Here is a 17743-nt window from a genome sequence, read left to right on the forward strand (position 1 = left end):
GACGGTGAGAAAGCGGTGGGAGCAGCTCCGAGAGCTACGCCTGCTGTTTCAGCTTCTGCAGGGCATCGCGGACGTCGGGGTCGAGACCGGCGCCGCCGGTGTCGAGATGGGCGAAGATCTGCTTGCGCATCCGCGGATCCCAGAACTTCCAAATGTGCTCTGAAATGCCCTGTACGGCGCGGTCGTGCCCCTGGCTGTGGAAGAATTTCCCGATCTGGTTCGCCATATAGACCAGTTTGTCAGGCGACGACGACATAAGTGGACTCCTTGCCGGGCACCGCGCCTGTGACGCGTTCCGGATGCGTGAAGACTTCAAATCCATCGGCGCGGGCGATCGCGGCAAGCGTGATGCCGGCGGCATCCGCCATCCGTACCGCAAGCGCGGTCGGGGCCGACACGGCAGCAATCAGCGGCGCGCCGATTGCGGCGGTCTTCTGCACCATTTCGACCGAGACGCGGCTGGTCAATAGCACCATGCCGTCGCTTGCGACGACCTTGTCGCGGGCCAGCGCACCGGCGAGCTTGTCGAGCGCATTGTGGCGGCCGACATCCTCGCGCAGCGCGACGATGCCGCGCGTCGCGGTCCAGAACGCGGCGGCGTGCACGGCGCGGGTCTGGTGGTTGATCTCCTGCAGCGGCGCGACCGCCGCCACCGCGGTCATGATCTCGCGCGGCGCGAAGACGCGGCCCGCGGGCACCACCGCGGCCGGCCGGACCGCCTCGCTGATGGAATCGAGTCCGCACAGACCGCAGCCCGTCGGGCCGGCGATGTTGCGCCGCCGCTCGGCGATCCGCTCGGCCTTGTCAGGCTTCAGCCACATCCGAAGCTCGATGCCGTGGTCGAGTTCGACGATGTCGAGGGTCTCGATCTCGTCGGCCGATTGCACGATGCCTTCGCTCAGGCTGAATCCGACCGCGAAGTCGCCGAGGTCCTCGGGCGAGCCCATCATCACGGCGTAGGTGCCGCCATTATAGGTGAGCGCCAGCGGCGTCTCTTCCGGGATCAGGCGCGCGCCCTCGCTGAAGACGCCGTCGCGCCAGACCTTCCGTATCGCCTTGTGGACCGGTTCGCGCATCGCTACTCCGCGGCTTCCACCACCGGCGCGATGCGCCGGGAGTTGCGGGCCTGCTCGTCATAGGCCTTCTGCCAGTCGGACGGACCGTTGGAGGGCGAGATCTGCACGGCGGTGACCTTGTACTCCGGACAGTTGGTCGCCCAGTCCGAGAAGTCAGTCGTGATGACGTTGGCCTGGGTGTCCGGGTGGTGGAACGTGGTGTAGACCACGCCCGGCGCCACGCGATCGGTGATCAGCGCGCGCAGCGTGGTCTCGCCGGCACGGCTCGCCAACCGTACCCAGTCGCCGTCGCGCACGCCGCGCTGCTCGGCGTCGTGCGGATGGATCTCGAGCCGGTCCTCGGCGTGCCACACCACGTTCTCGGTGCGGCGGGTCTGCGCGCCGACATTGTACTGGCTGAGGATGCGGCCGGTGGTGAGCAGCAGCGGGTAGCGCGGGCCGGTGCGCTCGTCGGTCGCGATATATTCGGTGATGATGAACTTGCCCTTGCCGCGCACGAAGCCGCCGATATGCATCACGGGCGTGCCTTCCGGCGCCTTCTCGTTGCAAGGCCACTGCACCGAGCCGAGTTCATCGAGCTTGGCATAGGAGACGCCGGTGAAGGTCGGCGTCAGCGCGGCGATCTCGTCCATGATCTCGGACGGATGGCTGTAGTTCATCGTGAAGCCCATCGCCTTGCCAAGCATGATCGTCACTTCCCAGTCGGCATAGCCGTTGAGCGGCGTCATCACCTTGCGGACGCGCTGGATGCGGCGTTCGGCGTTGGTGAACGTACCGTCTTTCTCGAGGAAGGTCGAGCCGGGAAGGAAGACGTGGGCGTAGTTCGCGGTCTCGTTCAGGAAGAGATCGTGGACGATGACGCATTCCATCGCCGACAGCGCCGCCACCACATGCTTGGTGTTCGGGTCGGACTGCAGGATGTCCTCGCCCTGCACGTAGAGCCCCATGAAGCTGCCCTCGATCGCGGCATCGAACATGTTGGGGATGCGCAGGCCCGGCTCGTTGTTGAGCTTGACGTTCCACATCGCCTCGAACTGCTCGCGCACCGCATCGCCGGAAATATGGCGGTAGCCCGGCAGCTCGTGCGGGAACGAACCCATGTCGCAGGAGCCCTGCACGTTGTTCTGGCCGCGCAGCGGGTTCACGCCGACGCCGGGCCGGCCGATATTGCCGGTCACCATCGCGAGGTTGGCGATGGCGATCACGGTGGTCGAGCCCTGGCTGTGCTCGGTGACGCCGAGCCCGTAATAGATCGCGCCGTTGCCCCCGGTGGCATAGATCCGCGCCGCCTCGCGCAGATCCTTCGGATCGACGCCGGTCATGATCGCGGTGGCTTCAGGGCTGTGCTTCGGTTCTGCGACGAAGGCGGCCCAATCCTCGAACTCGCTCCAGTCGCAGCGCTCGCGCACGAAGGCCTCGTCGACTAGTCCTTCGGTGACGATGACGTGGGCGAGCGCGGTGAGCACGGCGACGTTGGTGCCGGGCATCAGCGGCAAATGCAGCGCCTTCACATGCGGCGATTCCACCATCTCGGTGCGGCGCGGATCGAGCACGATCAGCCTGGCGCCCTGACGCAGCCGCTTCTTCAGCCGCGAGGCGAACACCGGGTGAGCCGAGGCAGGGTTGGCGCCGATGATCAGCACGACGTCGGTGTCCTCAACCGAATCGAAATCCTGCGTGCCGGCCGAGGTGCCGAAGGTCTGCGACAGGCCGTAGCCGGTCGGCGAATGACAGACGCGGGCGCAGGTGTCGACATTGTTGTTGCCGAAGCCGCCGCGGATCAGCTTCTGCACCAGATAGGTCTCTTCGTTGGTGCAGCGCGACGAGGTGATGCCGCCGACCGCGTCGCGGCCGTATTTCTGCTGGATGCCCTTGAACTTCGTCGCGGCGAAGCTGAACGCTTCGTCCCACGACACTTCCTGCCAGGGATCCTCGATCCGCTCGCGGATCATCGGCTTCAGGATGCGCTCCTTGTGGGTGGTGTAGCCCCATGCGAAGCGCCCCTTGACGCAGGAATGGCCGCGATTGGCCTTGCCGTCCTTCCACGGCACCATGCGCACCACTTCCTCGCCGCGCATCTCGGCCTTGAAGGCGCAGCCGACGCCGCAATAGGCGCAGGTGGTGACAACCGAGTGTTCGGGCTGGCCGATCTCGATCACGGATTTTTCGGTCAGCGTCGCGGTCGGGCAGGCCTGCACGCAGGCGCCGCAGGACACGCATTCGGAGCCGAGGAAGCTCTCGCTCATGCCGGGCGAGACGCGGCTGTCGAAGCCGCGGCCGGAAATCGTCAGCGCGAAGGTGCCTTGCACTTCCTCGCAGGCGCGGACGCAGCGCGAGCACACGATGCACTTCGAGGGATCGTAGGTGAAGTACGGATTGGATTCGTCCTTCGGCATCCAGTTGTCGTTTTCGCAGCCGTGCGATTTGGCGAAGACGTGGTTCTCGCCTTCATAGCCGTAGCGGACGTCGCGGAGGCCGACGGCGCCTGCCATATCCTGCAATTCGCAGTCGCCGTTCGCCGCGCAGGTCAGGCAGTCCAGCGGATGGTCGGAGATGTAAAGCTCCATCACGCCCTTGCGCAGCTTCTTCAACCGCTCGCTCTGGGTGTGCACGACGAGGCCGTTCATCACCGGCGTGGTGCAGGAGGCGGGCGTGCCGGCGCGGCCCTCGATCTCGACCAGGCAGAGCCGGCAGGAGCCGAAGGCGTCGACCATGTCGGTCGCGCAGAGTTTTGGGATCTGGGTGCCGGCCTCCATCGCCGCGCGCATGATCGAGGTGCCCTCGGGCACGGTGATCTGATTGCCGTCGATGGTCAGCGTGACCATCGCCTCGGATTTGGATTTTGGCGTGCCGAAATCGATTTCCTGGATCAGCGACATCGTGATCTCCTTGCTATTCCGCGGCCTGCAGCCGGGCCGGTGCGGGACCTAGATCTCCGCCAAAATCTTCCCGGAAGTGTTTCAGTGCGCTCATCACGGGGTAGGGCGTGAAGCCGCCGAGTGCGCACAGCGATCCGAATTTCATGGTGTTGCAGAGGTCTTCGATCACGGCGAGGTTTTCCACCACGCGCTCGCCGTTGATGATCTTGTTGATGGTCTCGACGCCGCGGGTCGAGCCGATCCGGCACGGCGTGCATTTGCCGCAGGATTCGATCGCGCAGAACTCCATCGCGAAGCGCGCCTGCTTGACCATGTCGACGGTGTCGTCGAACACCACGATGCCGCCATGGCCGATCAGGCCGTCGCGTGCGGCGAATGCCTCATAGTCGAACGGCGTGTCGAACAGCGCGCGCGGGAAGTAAGCGCCGAGCGGGCCGCCGACCTGCACCGCGCGCACCTCGCGTCCGGTGAAGGTGCCGCCGCCGATCTCGTCGACGAGCTCGCCGAGCGTGACGCCGAACGCGGTCTCGAACAGTCCGCCATATCTGATGTTGCCGGCGAGCTGGATCGGCATCGTGCCGCGCGAACGGCCCATGCCGAAATCAGCGTACGCCTTGGCGCCGTTGTCGAGGATGAAGGGGATCGCCGCGAACGACAGCACGTTGTTGATCACGCTCGGGCGGCCGAACAGACCCTTGTGCGCCGGCAGCGGCGGCTTGGCCCGCACGATGCCGCGGCGGCCCTCGAGGCTCTCCAGCAGAGAGGTCTCTTCGCCGCAGACATAGGCGCCGGCGCCGACCCGCACTTCGAGATCGAACTCATGCGCGGAGCCGCCGATGCGCTTGCCGAGGAAGCCGGCGCGGCGGGCGGCGACGATCGCCGCGTTCATCGCCTCGACCGCATGCGGATATTCCGAGCGGATGTAGATGTAGCCCTTGGTGGCGCCTACCGTAATACCCGCGATCGTCATGCCCTCGATCACGACGAAGGGGTCGCCTTCCATGATCATGCGGTCGGCGAAGGTGCCGCTGTCGCCTTCGTCGGCGTTGCAGACGATGTATTTGCGGTCGGCACTGGCCTGCGCCACCGTCTTCCACTTGATGCCGGTCGGGAAGCCGGCGCCGCCCCGGCCGCGCAGGCCCGAGGTCGTGACATCGGCGAGGATCTGGTCGGAGCTCAGCGTCAGCGCCCGTTCCAAGCCCTTGTAGCCGCCATGGGCGCGGTAGTCGTCGACCGAGCGCGGATCGACCACGCCGCAGCGGACGAAGGTCAGCCTGGTCTGGCGCTTCAGCCAGGGGATTTCGTCCGTGACACCAAGCCGCAGGGCATGCTGGCCGTTGCCGGCCATCGCATCGAGCAGCGACGGCACGTCCGCCGGCGTCACCGGGCCGAACGCGATGCGGCCCTGGGCGGTCGAAAGCTCGACCATCGGCTCCAGCCAGCACAGCCCGCGCGAGCCGTTCCTGACGATCTCGATCGCTGCGCCACGCGCGGCTGCGGCCTGCGCGAAGGCGAGGGCGACCTCGTTGGCGCCGACGGCGACGGCCGCGGCATCGCGGGGGACGTAAATTCGCATCGTCATCGCTGTGCCTCCGCGACCAGCGCGTCGATGCGCGCTTCATCGAGCCGGCCAATCAGCCGGCCATCCAGCATCGCCGAGGGCGCGGTGGCGCAAAGCCCGAGGCAGTAGATCGGCTCCAGCGTCACGCGCTCATCCGCCGTGGTATTCCCTAAGGATACGCCGAGCTTGGCCTCCGCGCGCGCCGCAAGCCGATCGCCGCCGGCAGCCTGGCAGGCCTCGGCGCGGCAGAGCTTGAGGACGTGGCGTCCGGCAGGTCGCTTCCGGAAGTCATGGTAGAAGGTGAACACGCCGTGCACCTCGGCGCGCGACAGATTAAGCGCCTCCGCGACCATCGGGATCGCGGGCTCCGGCACGTAGCCGAAGGCTTCCTGCAGCGCGTGGAGGATCACCAGCGTGGCGCCTTCAAGCCCGGCATGCTCGGCGATGATCTCCGCGCCGCGCGCCTTGTCCCAAGGTTCGTATCCCACCGTCATCAGCGCTTCTCACGATCAGTTTTTTGCTTTGCACATGAGAATTGGAATCCTTCGAAACATCAATAAAGCTGTCTCATGCGGCGATTGCGAAACGCGATTAATAGCGTTGCCGAATGGACCGATCCGGGATCGCAATAATGTTCTGGAATCACGGACTTCCGGGATGCTTTGGATTTCGGGATCGCACCCCGATCGTGCTACCTATGGGCACGTCGGGCCGCCATTGGGGGCGCCGTTTCCGAAGGGATTTGAACCTTGATCGACAAGCTGGAACTTCTGCTGGCGCTGGCCAAGGAACGGCATTTTGGCCGGGCTGCGGAGGCCTGCGGGGTCACCCAGCCGACCATGTCGACCAGTCTCAAGCAGCTCGAGGAAATCCTCGGCGTCATGCTGGTGCAGCGCGGATCGCGCTTCCAGGGTTTCACGCCGGAGGGCGAACGGACGCTGGACTGGGCGCGGCGCATCGTCGGCGATGCGCGGGCGATGAAGCAGGAGATCAACAGCCTCAAGGACAAGCTGTCGGGCGAGATCCGGATCGCCGCGATCCCGACCGCGCTCGGCATGGTGGCCTCGCTCACCACGCCGTACCGGGCGCGCCATCCCGATGTGCGGTTTCGCATCCAGTCGTGCACGTCCGCCGACGTGCTTGGCCTGCTCGAAAATCTCGAGGTCGATGCCGGGCTGACCTACATCGAGAACGAGCCGATCGGCAAGGTCCGCACCATCCCGCTCTACAACGAGAGCTATCGCCTGCTGACGGCGCCGGATGCGATGTTCGGCGACCGCAAGCAGGTGACGTGGAAGGAAGTCGGCACCGTGCCGCTGTGCCTGCTCACGCCCGACATGCAGAACCGCCGCATCATCGATCGCGCGCTGACCTCGGTCGGCGCGGAGGCGACGCCGACGCTGACGTCGAATTCCCTGCTCGTGCTCTACACCCATGTGAAGACCGGACGCTGGGCCAGCGTAATGCCGGCCAAGCTCGCCGAGACGCTCGGCCTTGCCGATGCGGTGCGCAGCATTCCGATCGTCGATCCGGTGGTGGACTACAGCATCGGCCTCGTGATCCCGCAGCGTGATCCGATGACGCCGCTGATCGCAGCCCTGGTGCAGGTCGCGCGCGAGGTCGCGCCGAAGCTGGAGAGCGCATAGCTCTCAGTAATCAGCCGCGGGTCTTCCTCCACCGTTCTTGCGCTCGACGATCGCCTGGCATGACGCGCCAGCAAGCAATTGCGCGTTGTCTCCTTGCCTTGAAGCAAGTCCTGGTACCCAGCCGGGGGCAATCTTCTGTTGCACGCAGCAACAATGGAACTCACAGACGGTTCGGCGGTTTCATTGCGGCGTCCCGGTCAGCAAGCAGGAGCTGCTTTGAATCGTCGCCAGTTACTCCACGGATCAGCCATGTTGCCGGCACTGATGCTCTTGCCGCAGCGGGAGGCCGCAGCCGCAGGGAACACGCCGGACGCACCTTTCAACGCGTCGATGGTGAGGGAGCTTGCCCGCAATCTTGCCAGCAAGTCCTTCGAGGCGCCGGACGAGAAGTTACCGAATGGCCTGACGGACCTGAACTACGATCAGTACCGCTCGATCCGCTTCGTGCCGGAGCGCGCGTTGTGGCACGGCCAGAAACTGCCGTTCGAAGCGCAGTTCTTCCACCGCGGCTTTTTCTACAAGAACAAGGTCAAGATTTTCGAGGTCGCGGACGGCAAGGTCAGCGAAGTCAGCTACAGCAAGGACATGTTCTCGTTCGGTGAGAACGTGCCTGCGTTCACCGAGACCGACCTCGGCTTTGCCGGATTTCGCATCCACGCGCCGATCAACAAGCCGGACTATTACGACGAGGTCTGCGTCTTCCTTGGAGCGAGCTATTTCCGCGCCGTCGCCAAGGATGAGACCTATGGCCTGTCGGCGCGTGGCCTGTCGATCGATACCGGCGAGGCGAAGGGCGAGGAGTTTCCGTTCTTCAAGGCGTTCTGGCTCGAGCGTCCGGTGCCCAACGCCACCTCGCTCGTGATTCATGCCTTGCTCGACAGCAAGAGTTGCGCAGCAAGCTATCGCTTCACGATCAGGCCGGGGAAGACGACCGTCTTCGATGTCGAGGCATCGCTTTATCCGCGCGCCGATCTCGAGCATGCCGGCGTTGCGCCGATGACGAGCATGTTCTTCTTTGGGCCCAACGATCGCAACGAGGTCGATGACTTCAGGCCGTCGGTGCACGATTCCGACGGGCTGGCGATCTACAACGGCAGGGGTGAGAGCTTGTGGCGTCCGCTGAGCAATCCGCGCGACCTCCAGATCAGCACGTTCCAGGACATCAACCCGCACGGCTTCGGCCTGATGCAGCGGGAGAAGAATTTCTTCGCCTATCAGGACATCGAGTCCAGCTTCGAGAAGCGTCCGAGCCTGTGGGTCGAGCCGATCGGCGACTGGGGCGAGGGCGCGGTGATCCTGTTCGAGATTCCGACCAAGGAAGAGATCCACGACAACATCGCCGCGTTCTGGCGGCCGAAGGCGCCGCTCAAGGCCAAGAGCGAGACCAATCTCACCTATCGCCTGCATTGGGGGCCTGACGCGCCGAAGCTGCATTCGCTCGCGCGCTTCACGCGCAGCGGCATCGGCGCACATGGCGAGAACAGCAAGCTGTTCGTGCTCGACCTGTTCGGCGACAATCTGAAGGGGATCGATCCCGGCAGCATCAAGGGCGTCGTGACGGCCGAGAAGGCCGAGATCACGAACATCGTCACGCAGCCGAACCCGAACACGGGCGGGTGGCGGCTCAGCTTCCAGTGCGCCGTCAAGAAGGACCCGATCGAGCTGCGCGCCCATCTGGCGCAGGATGACAAGCCGCTTTCGGAGATCTGGGTCTATCGATGGGCGCCATAGTCACGTCGTCTCGGCCCGACGTCGCGGTCGCGACCGCCGGCTTCCTGCCACAAGAGAGCCCGCTTGCGATGTCGGCGGCCGATCTCGGCCGGCCGCCGTGCGCGGTGAGCAAGCCGGTGTCGGTCGGCGCGGGCATGTTCATGCGCCGCGCCTTTGTCCTGGTGCTGACGGCGGCGCTGACCGGCGCGGGCGCCTACGAGATGTACATGGTGGTCCAGGTCGGCGGCGTGACGATCATGGAAGGCATGGTGCTGGCGCTGTTCGTGGCGCTGCTCGCCTGGATCGCGTTTTCGTTCGCCTCGGCGCTGGCCGGCTTCTTCGTGCTGCTTCGGCGCAACGGGAATGCCTTGCCGATCCGCGACGATGGACCGCTGCCGCGGATCGCGAGCCGGACCGCGGTGCTGCTCCCCACCTACAACGAGGATCCGCATCAATTGATGGCGCGCCTGCGCGCCATTCACGAGTCCGTCGCGGCGACCGGACAGGACGAAAGCTTCGACTGGTTCGTGCTGAGCGACACCCGCGATCCCGATATCTGGATCGCCGAAGAACAGGCGTTCCTCGCGCTCAGCGATGCCTGCGGCGGTGGCCGTCTCTACTACCGGCATCGCGCCGACAACACCGCGCGGAAGTCCGGCAATGTCGGCGACTGGATCACGCGGTTCGGCGGCGCCTACCAGTTCATGATCGTGCTCGACGCCGACAGCCTGATGTCGGGCGACACCATGGTTCGGATGGTTCACGCCATGGAGACCAATCCACAAGCGGCGCTGCTGCAGACGCTGCCCATCATCGTCAATGCGCGCAGCCTGTTCAGCCGCCTGCAGCAATTTGCCGGCAGGCTGTACGGGCCGATGGTCGCCGCCGGCGTCGCATGGTGGCACGGCTCCGAGGGCAATTACTGGGGGCACAACGCCATCATCAGGATTCACGCATTTGCTGAGCAGGCGGGCCTGCCTGAACTCTCCGGCCGCAAGCCATTCGGCGGACATATCCTGAGCCACGATTTTGTCGAGGCGGCGCTGATGCGGCGCGCCGGCTGGGGCATCTACATGGCCCCGATGCTCGGCGGCAGCTACGAGGAGGTGCCGCCGTCGCTGCTGGATTTTGCCGCCCGCGACCGCCGTTGGTGCCAGGGCAATCTGCAGCATCTCGCGGTGCTGACCACGCGCCGCCTGCACTGGATTTCGCGGCTGCATTTCATGACCGGGATCGGCTCCTACATCACCGCGCCGCTCTGGCTTTCGTTCCTGCTGCTCGGAATCCTGATCTCGTTGCAGGCGCGCTTCATTCGCCCCGAATATTTTCCGAAGGGCTTTTCCCTGTTTCCGAATTGGCCGGCGCAGGATCCCGTGCTCGCCGCGTGGGTCTTCGGCCTCACGATGGCGCTCCTGATCGTGCCGAAGCTGCTCGGCTTTGTCCTGCTGCTGACGAGGCGGGACGTGCGCCGGCAATTCGGCGGCGGCTTCCGGGCGCTGGCAGGTGTCATCGCCGAGCTGCTGATCTCGGCAATGGTCGCGCCCGTGATGATGGTGTTCCAGTCGATTGCGGTCGTCGAGATCCTGCTCGGCCGGGATGCCGGCTGGCAGACGCAGCGGCGCGACGACGGCGAGGTCGAGCGGCGGGAGCTCTATCGGAAATACGGCGTCCCGACCGCCTGCGGTGTCGCGATGGCGGCGAGCGCCTATGCGGTGTCACTGCCGCTGCTGCTGTGGATGTCGCCGGTGATCGTCGGTCTCTTGTTTGCGATCCCAATCGGCGCCTGGACTGCCAAGCCTGTGCTGCGTGCGCTGTTCATGACGCCGGAGGAGGTCGGGCCGCCGAGCGTGCTGGTGCGTGCCAACGAGCTGGCGTTGTTGCCCGCCCACGCCTCGGCCCCTGCCCTCGCAATGCTCCGGCAGGATCCCGACTTGCTGCATCGTCATCTCGCGTCGCTACCGCCGACGAGGCGCCGCGGTCCAGGCGAGATCGATCCTGACCTCGCGATGGCACGCGCGCGGATCGAGGCGAGCGGGAGCTTCGACGAGGCGGTCGAGCATCTCGCGCCGCGCGAGACGCTCGCCGTCCTCGGCGATTCTGTCCTGCTGGAAGGCGTGCTTGCGAAGTAGGGTGGGGCCTAAGCCGCCTCTTGCAGCTTCGCCCGCAAGCTACGCGGATCGCGCGGCAGGGTGATGCGGACGACGGTGCCGACGCCGAGCTTGGAGCGCAGCTTCATCGAGCCGCCATGCAGGTTGGTGAGCGAGCGCGCGATCGCAAGTCCGAGGCCCGAGCCCTGGTAGCTCTTGGTGAGCTGGCTCTCGACCTGCTCGAACGGCTTGCCGAGCCGCCGCAGCGATTCCGGTGCGATGCCGATGCCGCTGTCGGCGATCAGGAGCACGATCGAGTCATCGAGCATCTGACCGCGCACCAGCACGCGGCCGTTGTCGGGCGTGAACTTCACCGCGTTGGAGAGCAGGTTGACGATGATCTGCTTGACCGCGCGGCGGTCGGCGACGACCGAGATCGTGCTTTCGATATCCGATTCCAGCGACAGCCCTTTGTGCTCGGCGCGGCCGGAGACCACCCGCAGCGACTCGGCGAGGATGCCGGAGAGGTCGAGCGGCTCCATGTCGAACTTCATGCGGCCGGCCTCGATCTTCGACATGTCGAGAATGTCGTTGATGACCTCGAGCAGGTATTTCCCCGAGGTCAGGATGTCGTGGCAATATTCCGCGTACTTGTCCGAGCCGAGCGTCCCGAACAGGCCGCTGCCCATGATCTCGGAGAAGCCGATGATGGCGTTGAGCGGCGTGCGCAGCTCATGGCTCATATTGGCGAGGAATTTCGACTTCGCGGCGTTGGCGTCTTCGGCGCGGGTCTTTTCCTGCGAGTACTTCTCGGCGAGGTCGGCGAGCTCGACGGCCTGCCGCTCCAGCTCGGATTGCGAGCGCTGCAGGTCGATCACGGTGGCGCGCAGGCGGAGATCGTTGTCGACCAGCTTCTGCTCGTGCGCCTTGATGCGGGTGATGTCGGTGCCGACCGAGACGTAGCCGCCGTCCTTGGTGCGGCGCTCGCTGATATGCAGCCAGCTGCCGTCGTCGAGCTGGGCCTCGAAGGTGCGCGCGCCGGGCGCCGGCACGCCGCTCTCGTGCAGGCGGGTGCGCACTTCGGGCATGCTGCCGACCTCGATCACGGTCTCATAGGACGTGCCGGGGCTGACCGCGCTATCCGGCAGCTTGTGCAGCCGCTGGAAGTGCGAGTTGCAGAGCACGAGGCGGTCCTCGGCGTCCCAGAGCACGAAGGCCTCGGGAATGGTCTCGATCGCGTCGCGCAGCCGGAGGTCGGCTTCCACCGACTTCTCGGCGAGGCTCTTCTGTTCGGTGATGTCGACCGCGATGCCGATCAAATGCAGGCCGCTGTCAGCCGCGGCGTGGCTGAGTTCGCAGCGCACGCGCAGCCAGATCCAGTGGCCGCCGACATGGCGCATGCGGAAGCTCTGGTCGATGTGATCGATCTTGCCCGAGATCAGCTGGTCGGCGATGTCGAACAGGTTGATGTCGTCGGAGTTCACCAGCGCGTTGACCTCGCCGAAGGTGAGGAGGTCGTTGCGGGTATCGAGGCCGAGCAGGGTGAACATCGACTGCGACCAGAAGATCCGGCCGCGCGACAGGTCCCAGTCCCACAATCCGCAGCGACCGCGATTGAGCGCGGTGTCGATCCGGCCGCGCACGGCGTCGTTGATCAGGTCGCCCTCGCGGGCGCGGGTCGATTGCCAGTGGAACGCGAAGCCGAGGATCAGCACCACGAAGCTCGTGGTCGCCGACAGCGTCACCGAGAGCGCCGCGTCCGATCCCCAGATCGGCTCGTTCATCTCCTGGATGACGACGACCTGGCCGGGCAGCGACTTGACGAGCTGCGAGATCGCCAGCGCGCCGGTGCCGCCCGGCAACGTCATGTCACTGACCGCGCCCTGCTGGCCCGGTGCGACCAGGAGCTGCGCGGTGGAGACGATGTCGAGGACGCGGTCGTTCTCGCCGGCGCCGTCGATCGGCACGCGGGCCAGCACGCGGTGATCGGCGCTGGTGATGATGACGTGGCGGCCATCGGCGATGCCCCAGGACGGAATGAGATCCGGCAGCAGCTCCTGCATCCGCTCGATATTGGCGAGCCGGTCGCGCCGCACCGAGCTCAGGCGGTCGAGACGTTCGGCCAGGATGTCGGAGAGCGCAGCAAGGTCGCGCTTCATCGCGCCGCGCTTCTGCCGGTTCTGGTCGATCACCTGGACGAAGGCGCCGAGGCAGATCGTGATGAGGAAGGCGATGATCAGCGTAGGGACAGCGCGGCGCAGTGCAGGCTCGGCCGTCAAGAGCCTGTGATAGGCCGGTTTCGCGATCGACTGCGCCAATCCCTTGATCGAATCGGATTGGACACAAGCGTTCGCTGCATGCGCGCGCGCCATGCCTTAGACCCCCATCTAAGCTGGATTTTTTACCCGGATCGGATGCTCCCTCGTCGCATCCGAATCATGATGATTTGAATCCAGATTTCCCGGGCTGTCGAGAGTCAACGATTCGTTAATGCGAAAAAATTCTTGTCCAAGAGAGAATCATCAGGCGCAAAGTGAGTCCGAAACAGGAACGGCTCCGTAGAATTACGCGCGCGTCGGTTCTGCGTGACTGATCACACGCTTCACGGTGGGGAACGCGCGGCGCAGCTTGCGTTCGATCTCGTCGACGCTTTCGTGCACCTTGATCACACTCATCGAGGGCTCAGCGCGGCAATGGAAGTTGACGATCTCGCCGGCGTCGGTGTTGCGGACCCGCACATTATGGATGTCATGGATCGCGCCGCCATCGGCAAAGCCGGTCAGCGCGGTCTTGATGGCTTCGACGCGGTCGGGCGCGGCGTCGGTTCCCCACGGCAGTTCCGGCTCGAGCGGCTCGATATGGGTATCGACCTCGACGTCCTCGCCAAAATCCTCGCGGATCGCGCGCTCGAGCTCGTGGGCGATGTCGTGGGCGGCGTCCAGCGCCATGTTGCTGTCGACCTCGAGGTCGATGCCGACGATCAGCTTGCCGCCGATGTCGTGGACGGTGACGTGGTGGATGGCGAGGCCGGAGTTGCGCGCGATCACCATGATGCGCTCGCGCACACTCTCGTTGTTGCGCGCCACCGGCACCGCGGTGAAGGTGAGGTCGGCGTCGCCCAACGCATTGGCCACCGCCTGCTGCGCCCTGCGCTTGATGTCCTCGACGCGGTCGATCGGATAGGTGCGCGGCACGGTGACAAAGGCATCGATGAAATGCGTGGCGCCGACCATGCGGACCCGCAGGCGGTCGACGTCGACCACCCCAGGCACGGCCTTGATGGCCGCGGTGGCCTTTTCCAGCGCACCCTCGGGTGCGCGGTCGAGCAGGGTCTCGACCGTCTCGCGGGCCATGCGCAGGCCGAGCAGGGCGATCATCACGGCGACCGCGATGGCGGCCGCGGCATCGCCCCACCAGAAGCCGAAGCCTGCCAGCACCAGGCCGACAATGACGGCGGTCGAGCCCATCACGTCGGAAGCGAAATGCAGCGCATCGGCGGCCAGCGCCTGGCTCTTGGTGTCGCGCGCGGCGCGGTGCAGCGCGCGGGCCCGCCACAGATTGACGCCGATATCGAGGACGAGGACGATGAAGGGAATCGCTGAGATCGAGGGCGGCGGGGCGCCTTCGCGCAGATGGCTGTAGGCCTGCACCAGGATGCCGCCGGCCAGCACATAGAGCAGGGCGATGATGAAGAGCGCCGAAACGCTCTCGAACTTGCCGTGGCCGTAATGATGCTCGGCGTCGGCCGGCTGGTCCGACACCCGCACCACCGCCCAGGTGATGATGGTGGCGACGAGGTCGATCGTGGAGTGCAGCGCCTCTGATATCAGCGCCAGCGATCCGATCGCGATGCCGACGACGAACTTCGCCACGGCCATGCTGCCGCTGGCGAGGATCGAGATCGCGGCGACTGATGTCTTGGTGTTGGGTGCGCTGGTGTTGGAAGAGCTCATGGGCGGGGGTTTAGCAGGGAGTCCGTGAACATCAAGTGTCAGTCGTCACGCGCAATCGCCACTCACTTGCAATTGCATCATTGTTGCGAGCCATTTCGAATTGAGATTGCGTAGGGTGGGCAAAGGCGCGCTGGCGCCCGTGCCCGCCGTCCAGTGTTGTGTTTGTGCCAAAATCACGCTGTCGTCCTGGCCTAGTGCGCAATTGCGCACGGGAGCCAGGACCCATAACCACAGGATTGTGTTGTTGAAGTGAGCTGTAGCAACTGCATCGCGTCACGACTCGCATTCGGGGCCGGGTGCGCGCTGCACCCGCGGTCTCGTGTGCAAAAGTGGAAACAAAAGCGCACACGAGCATACAGGTTCAGCGGAGGCACTCCGGCATTCCCTGCGCGATGGTGTTACGGCTTAGTTCGTGCTCTCCCCGGCGAGACCGGGCTTGCTTGTCACCGTCCTCGCAAGGCACGTTCGCATCTTGCGAGAAGACACCTGCCACTGGGGCGTCAGGACCACACGACTTCACCGTCAGCCTCATGCATGCTCGTCAGTCACGCACGCGGCGGCCACCGCATCTCACCGCAACACCCGTGACGATCGCGAAGCGCCCCTCGATCGGGTGAGACGGGCGGATCATAGGCTGAGTTGCGTTTCTGATAAAGCGAAATATTTTTGAGGTGGGGGATTGACGCGTTTTACTGAGTTGCCCGTCGTGTCGGATGGGCAACACTGGTTACCGCAAACACCTGTCAGTAGGGTGGGTAGAGCGAAGCGAAATCGATCACCTCAGCGCACGGCCGAACCGATGCCTTCGCTTCGCTCTACCCACCCTCCGAGTGCTATCGGTCGAAACTTCTCAAAGCGAACACTTGCGATTTAAAGACCAATTGGTCTATATATAGGCGATGAGCCGCCAAGCCCCCGTGCAGTTGCCCCGTGGCCGCCCGCGAAGTTTCGACGTCGAAGCCGCCGTCGAACGTGCGATGGATGTGTTCTGGTCGCGCGGCTATCACGCCACGGCGCTGCCGGACCTGCTTCGTGCGACGAAGCTTTCGCGTGGCAGCCTTTACGCCGCCTTTGGCGACAAGCACTCGCTGTTTCTGCGGGCGCTCGATCGCTACATTGCCGATGCCCTGACTCGAATAGATGTCGAACTCGCCCCCCGCAGAGAGCCGGTTGCCGGCCTGCGGGCCTACCTTGCCGGTTACGTCGAGCGCGCCAGCGGCGCCCATGGCCGGCGCGGATGCCTGCTGGTGGCGACAGCCATGGAACTGGCCGGCCAGGATGCCGAGGTTGGTCGTCGCGTCGCAAGCTTTTTCAAAACCATGGAAGCCAGGGTAGCAGACGCGCTGTCCCGCGCGGAGGCGGCGGGCAGATTGGCCGATGGCGTCGAGCCGGCAAGTGCCGCCCGAATTCTCGTCTGTTTCGTTTGGGGGTTACGAGTGGTCGCCAAAACGGCACAGACACGGATCACATGGCAAGCAACCGCTGACGCGCTTCTCGATCGCTTCATCAGATAAACAATAACCCATGGACGCCTTAGCTATTGGTGCGTCCATATCTAGACTGATCGGTCTTGAAAGGAATGATGCCATGTCTGCCATCCAGATCGTCTGCGCAGTGGCCGTTCCCTTGCTCTGGGGTTTGCAGTTCGTGGCCATCAAGGTGGGCGTCACGGAGTTTCCGCCGCTGTTCTTCCTCGCACTGCGCTTCCTGGCGATCGCGCTGCTGCTTGTTCCGTTCGTCAAGAGGCCCACGCGTCAACAGTTCGGCCCTATCGCAGCTATTTCGCTTTTCCTTGGTGGACTGAACTTCGGGCTGTTCTATGTTGGTCTTGGGCTCGGCTCGGGAAGCATATCGGCTGTCGCATATCAACTCGCGCCGCCTTTCACCGTCCTGCTGGCCTGGCCATTGCTCTCGGAGAGGCCGTCTCTCGTCACGTCAGCCGGAGTGGTACTTGCATTCGCCGGCGTGGTGGTGTTGGCAGCGGGGCCGGGGCTGTCGACCAACGCGCTTCCGCTGCTGCTTGTGGTCGGGGCAGCGTTCGCGTTCGCGGTGTCCAACGTCCTGACCAAACGTTACGGCCCGTTTGATCCCCTGATGTTGATGGGTTGGTCGTCGCTGCTCACCGTGCCGCAGGTGATGTTGATGTCGCTGCTGCTCGAGTATGGACAGCTGGCGAGCCTTGGCACGGCGGATCAACACGGCTGGCTGGCGCTCGCCTACACCATCTTCATCGGAGGCATTGTCGGCTTTGGCCTCTGGTTCTGGCTGATCGCGCGTTGCTCGATGGGCCGCGTCGCCCCGTTCGGTCTGCTGCTTCCGGTGTTCGCCCTGATCTCGAGCGTGATGTTCCTTGGCGAACGCGTGACCCCAAAGCTGGCTGTCGGCGCGCTGCTCGCGATCTCCGGCGTCGCCATTACACAGGTAAGACCGAGATTTGGGTCGTAGGATGGGTAGAGCGCAGCGAAACCCATCATTTCACCGTACGCACCCTTGATGGGTTTCGCTTCGCTCTACCCATCCTACGGAGCGGCGTGTAGGGCTACAGCGTCACCACGATCTTGCCGAGGTGCTTGTTGGCTTCCATGTGTTCGAATGCCTTGCCGATGTCAGCGAACTTGTAGACCTGGTCGATCGGCAGCTGCAGCTTGCGCGCCTCGACCGCGGCCCAGATGTCCTTGCGCACCTCATCAAAAAATCTCGCGGATCTCCTCGATCGAGCGGGTGCGGAAAGTGACGCCGAGATGCTCTTCACGCGCTGTCGAAGACCGCTCTATTCAGTCATTTTGCTGACGCATTCTCTGTCTTAGTCGAGCGCGAAACTGAAGACACGG

At 64.7% G+C, this 17743-nt stretch carries 12 protein-coding genes and 1 pseudogene; 5 read left to right on the forward strand and 8 right to left on the reverse strand.

Annotated elements, in window-relative coordinates:
* Nucleotides 1-34 precede the first annotated feature (34 nt).
* From ACVIGB_RS47665 to ACVIGB_RS47685, 5 genes are read right to left on the reverse strand one after another with little or no spacing between them, the layout of a single operon-like run.
* On the reverse strand, nt 35-256 hold the full coding sequence (locus tag ACVIGB_RS47665) for a formate dehydrogenase subunit delta (RefSeq protein WP_173641858.1): 222 nt from the start codon (nt 254-256) through the stop codon (nt 35-37).
* On the reverse strand, nt 240-1076 hold the full coding sequence (gene fdhD, locus ACVIGB_RS47670; RefSeq protein WP_456724050.1) for a formate dehydrogenase accessory sulfurtransferase FdhD: 837 nt from the start codon (nt 1074-1076) through the stop codon (nt 240-242). Before fdhD ends, ACVIGB_RS47665 begins: the two co-directional genes overlap by 17 nt.
* A 2-nt stretch (nt 1077-1078) precedes the next feature.
* Nucleotides 1079-3955 carry a formate dehydrogenase subunit alpha gene (gene fdhF, locus ACVIGB_RS47675; RefSeq protein ID WP_456724049.1) on the reverse strand — a complete coding sequence of 959 codons (2877 nt, stop codon included), beginning with the start codon at nt 3953-3955 and terminating at the stop codon, nt 1079-1081.
* 13 nt (nt 3956-3968) lie between these two features.
* Complete coding sequence (locus tag ACVIGB_RS47680) at nt 3969-5537, reverse strand: formate dehydrogenase beta subunit (RefSeq protein WP_456724048.1); 1569 nt, start codon at nt 5535-5537, stop codon at nt 3969-3971.
* Nucleotides 5534-6010 (reverse strand): formate dehydrogenase subunit gamma, encoded by a 477-nt coding sequence (locus tag ACVIGB_RS47685; RefSeq protein WP_456724047.1) that lies wholly within the window; start codon nt 6008-6010, stop codon nt 5534-5536. The genes ACVIGB_RS47680 and ACVIGB_RS47685 overlap by 4 nt, the downstream gene beginning before the upstream one ends.
* 255 nt (nt 6011-6265) lie before the next feature.
* On the opposite strand from ACVIGB_RS47685, the gene ACVIGB_RS47690 reads away from it, so the two are divergent.
* From ACVIGB_RS47690 to mdoH, 3 genes are all read left to right on the forward strand, one after another.
* Entirely contained in the window at nt 6266-7162 is an 897-nt protein-coding gene (locus tag ACVIGB_RS47690; protein ID WP_342722969.1) for a LysR family transcriptional regulator, read from the forward strand.
* A 249-nt stretch (nt 7163-7411) separates the two neighbouring features.
* A complete protein-coding gene (locus ACVIGB_RS47695) occupies nt 7412-8893 on the forward strand; it encodes a glucan biosynthesis protein G (protein WP_425304862.1) in 1482 nt (493 codons plus the stop codon).
* Nucleotides 8881-11001 carry a glucans biosynthesis glucosyltransferase MdoH gene (mdoH, locus tag ACVIGB_RS47700; protein WP_456724046.1) on the forward strand — a complete coding sequence of 707 codons (2121 nt, stop codon included), beginning with the start codon at nt 8881-8883 and terminating at the stop codon, nt 10999-11001. The genes ACVIGB_RS47695 and mdoH overlap by 13 nt, the downstream gene beginning before the upstream one ends.
* 8 nt (nt 11002-11009) lie before the next feature.
* Here mdoH and ACVIGB_RS47705 read toward each other — a convergent pair whose 3' ends face one another.
* Complete coding sequence (locus tag ACVIGB_RS47705; protein ID WP_456724045.1) at nt 11010-13331, reverse strand: ATP-binding protein; 2322 nt, start codon at nt 13329-13331, stop codon at nt 11010-11012.
* Between the two features lie 192 nt (nt 13332-13523).
* On the reverse strand, nt 13524-14912 hold the full coding sequence (locus tag ACVIGB_RS47710) for a cation diffusion facilitator family transporter (protein ID WP_456724044.1): 1389 nt from the start codon (nt 14910-14912) through the stop codon (nt 13524-13526).
* An 899-nt stretch (nt 14913-15811) separates the two neighbouring features.
* On the opposite strand from ACVIGB_RS47710, the gene ACVIGB_RS47715 reads away from it, so the two are divergent.
* A complete protein-coding gene (locus ACVIGB_RS47715) occupies nt 15812-16426 on the forward strand; it encodes a TetR/AcrR family transcriptional regulator (RefSeq protein WP_456724043.1) in 615 nt (204 codons plus the stop codon).
* A gap of 73 nt (nt 16427-16499) precedes the next feature.
* Nucleotides 16500-17357: a DMT family transporter gene (locus ACVIGB_RS47720; RefSeq protein ID WP_092125269.1), complete on the forward strand. Its 858-nt coding sequence runs from the start codon at nt 16500-16502 to the stop codon at nt 17355-17357.
* Between the two features lie 94 nt (nt 17358-17451).
* Here ACVIGB_RS47720 and ACVIGB_RS47725 read toward each other — a convergent pair.
* Nucleotides 17452-17665: pseudogene (locus ACVIGB_RS47725) on the reverse strand (zinc-binding dehydrogenase); the annotation flags it as partial.
* Nucleotides 17666-17743 lie beyond the last annotated feature (78 nt).

It is taken from the genome of Bradyrhizobium sp. USDA 4341, assembly GCF_054063755.1.

What these genes read in the sequence shown, in the direction of transcription:
- ACVIGB_RS47680 (WP_456724048.1), bottom strand. Translation starts at nt 5,537, where the DNA reads ATGACGATGCGAATTTACGTCCCCCGCGATGCCGCGGCCGTCGCCGTC.
- ACVIGB_RS47710 (WP_456724044.1), bottom strand. Translation starts at nt 14,912, where the DNA reads ATGAGCTCTTCCAACACCAGCGCACCCAACACCAAGACATCAGTCGCC.
- ACVIGB_RS47705 (WP_456724045.1), bottom strand. Translation starts at nt 13,331, where the DNA reads ATGGCGCGCGCGCATGCAGCGAACGCTTGTGTCCAATCCGATTCGATC.
- mdoH (WP_456724046.1), top strand. Translation starts at nt 8,881, where the DNA reads ATGGGCGCCATAGTCACGTCGTCTCGGCCCGACGTCGCGGTCGCGACC.
- fdhF (WP_456724049.1), bottom strand. Translation starts at nt 3,955, where the DNA reads ATGTCGCTGATCCAGGAAATCGATTTCGGCACGCCAAAATCCAAATCC.
- ACVIGB_RS47720 (WP_092125269.1), top strand. Translation starts at nt 16,500, where the DNA reads ATGTCTGCCATCCAGATCGTCTGCGCAGTGGCCGTTCCCTTGCTCTGG.
- ACVIGB_RS47685 (WP_456724047.1), bottom strand. Translation starts at nt 6,010, where the DNA reads ATGACGGTGGGATACGAACCTTGGGACAAGGCGCGCGGCGCGGAGATC.
- ACVIGB_RS47665 (WP_173641858.1), bottom strand. Translation starts at nt 256, where the DNA reads ATGTCGTCGTCGCCTGACAAACTGGTCTATATGGCGAACCAGATCGGG.
- ACVIGB_RS47695 (WP_425304862.1), top strand. Translation starts at nt 7,412, where the DNA reads ATGTTGCCGGCACTGATGCTCTTGCCGCAGCGGGAGGCCGCAGCCGCA.
- fdhD (WP_456724050.1), bottom strand. Translation starts at nt 1,076, where the DNA reads ATGCGCGAACCGGTCCACAAGGCGATACGGAAGGTCTGGCGCGACGGC.
- ACVIGB_RS47715 (WP_456724043.1), top strand. Translation starts at nt 15,812, where the DNA reads ATGAGCCGCCAAGCCCCCGTGCAGTTGCCCCGTGGCCGCCCGCGAAGT.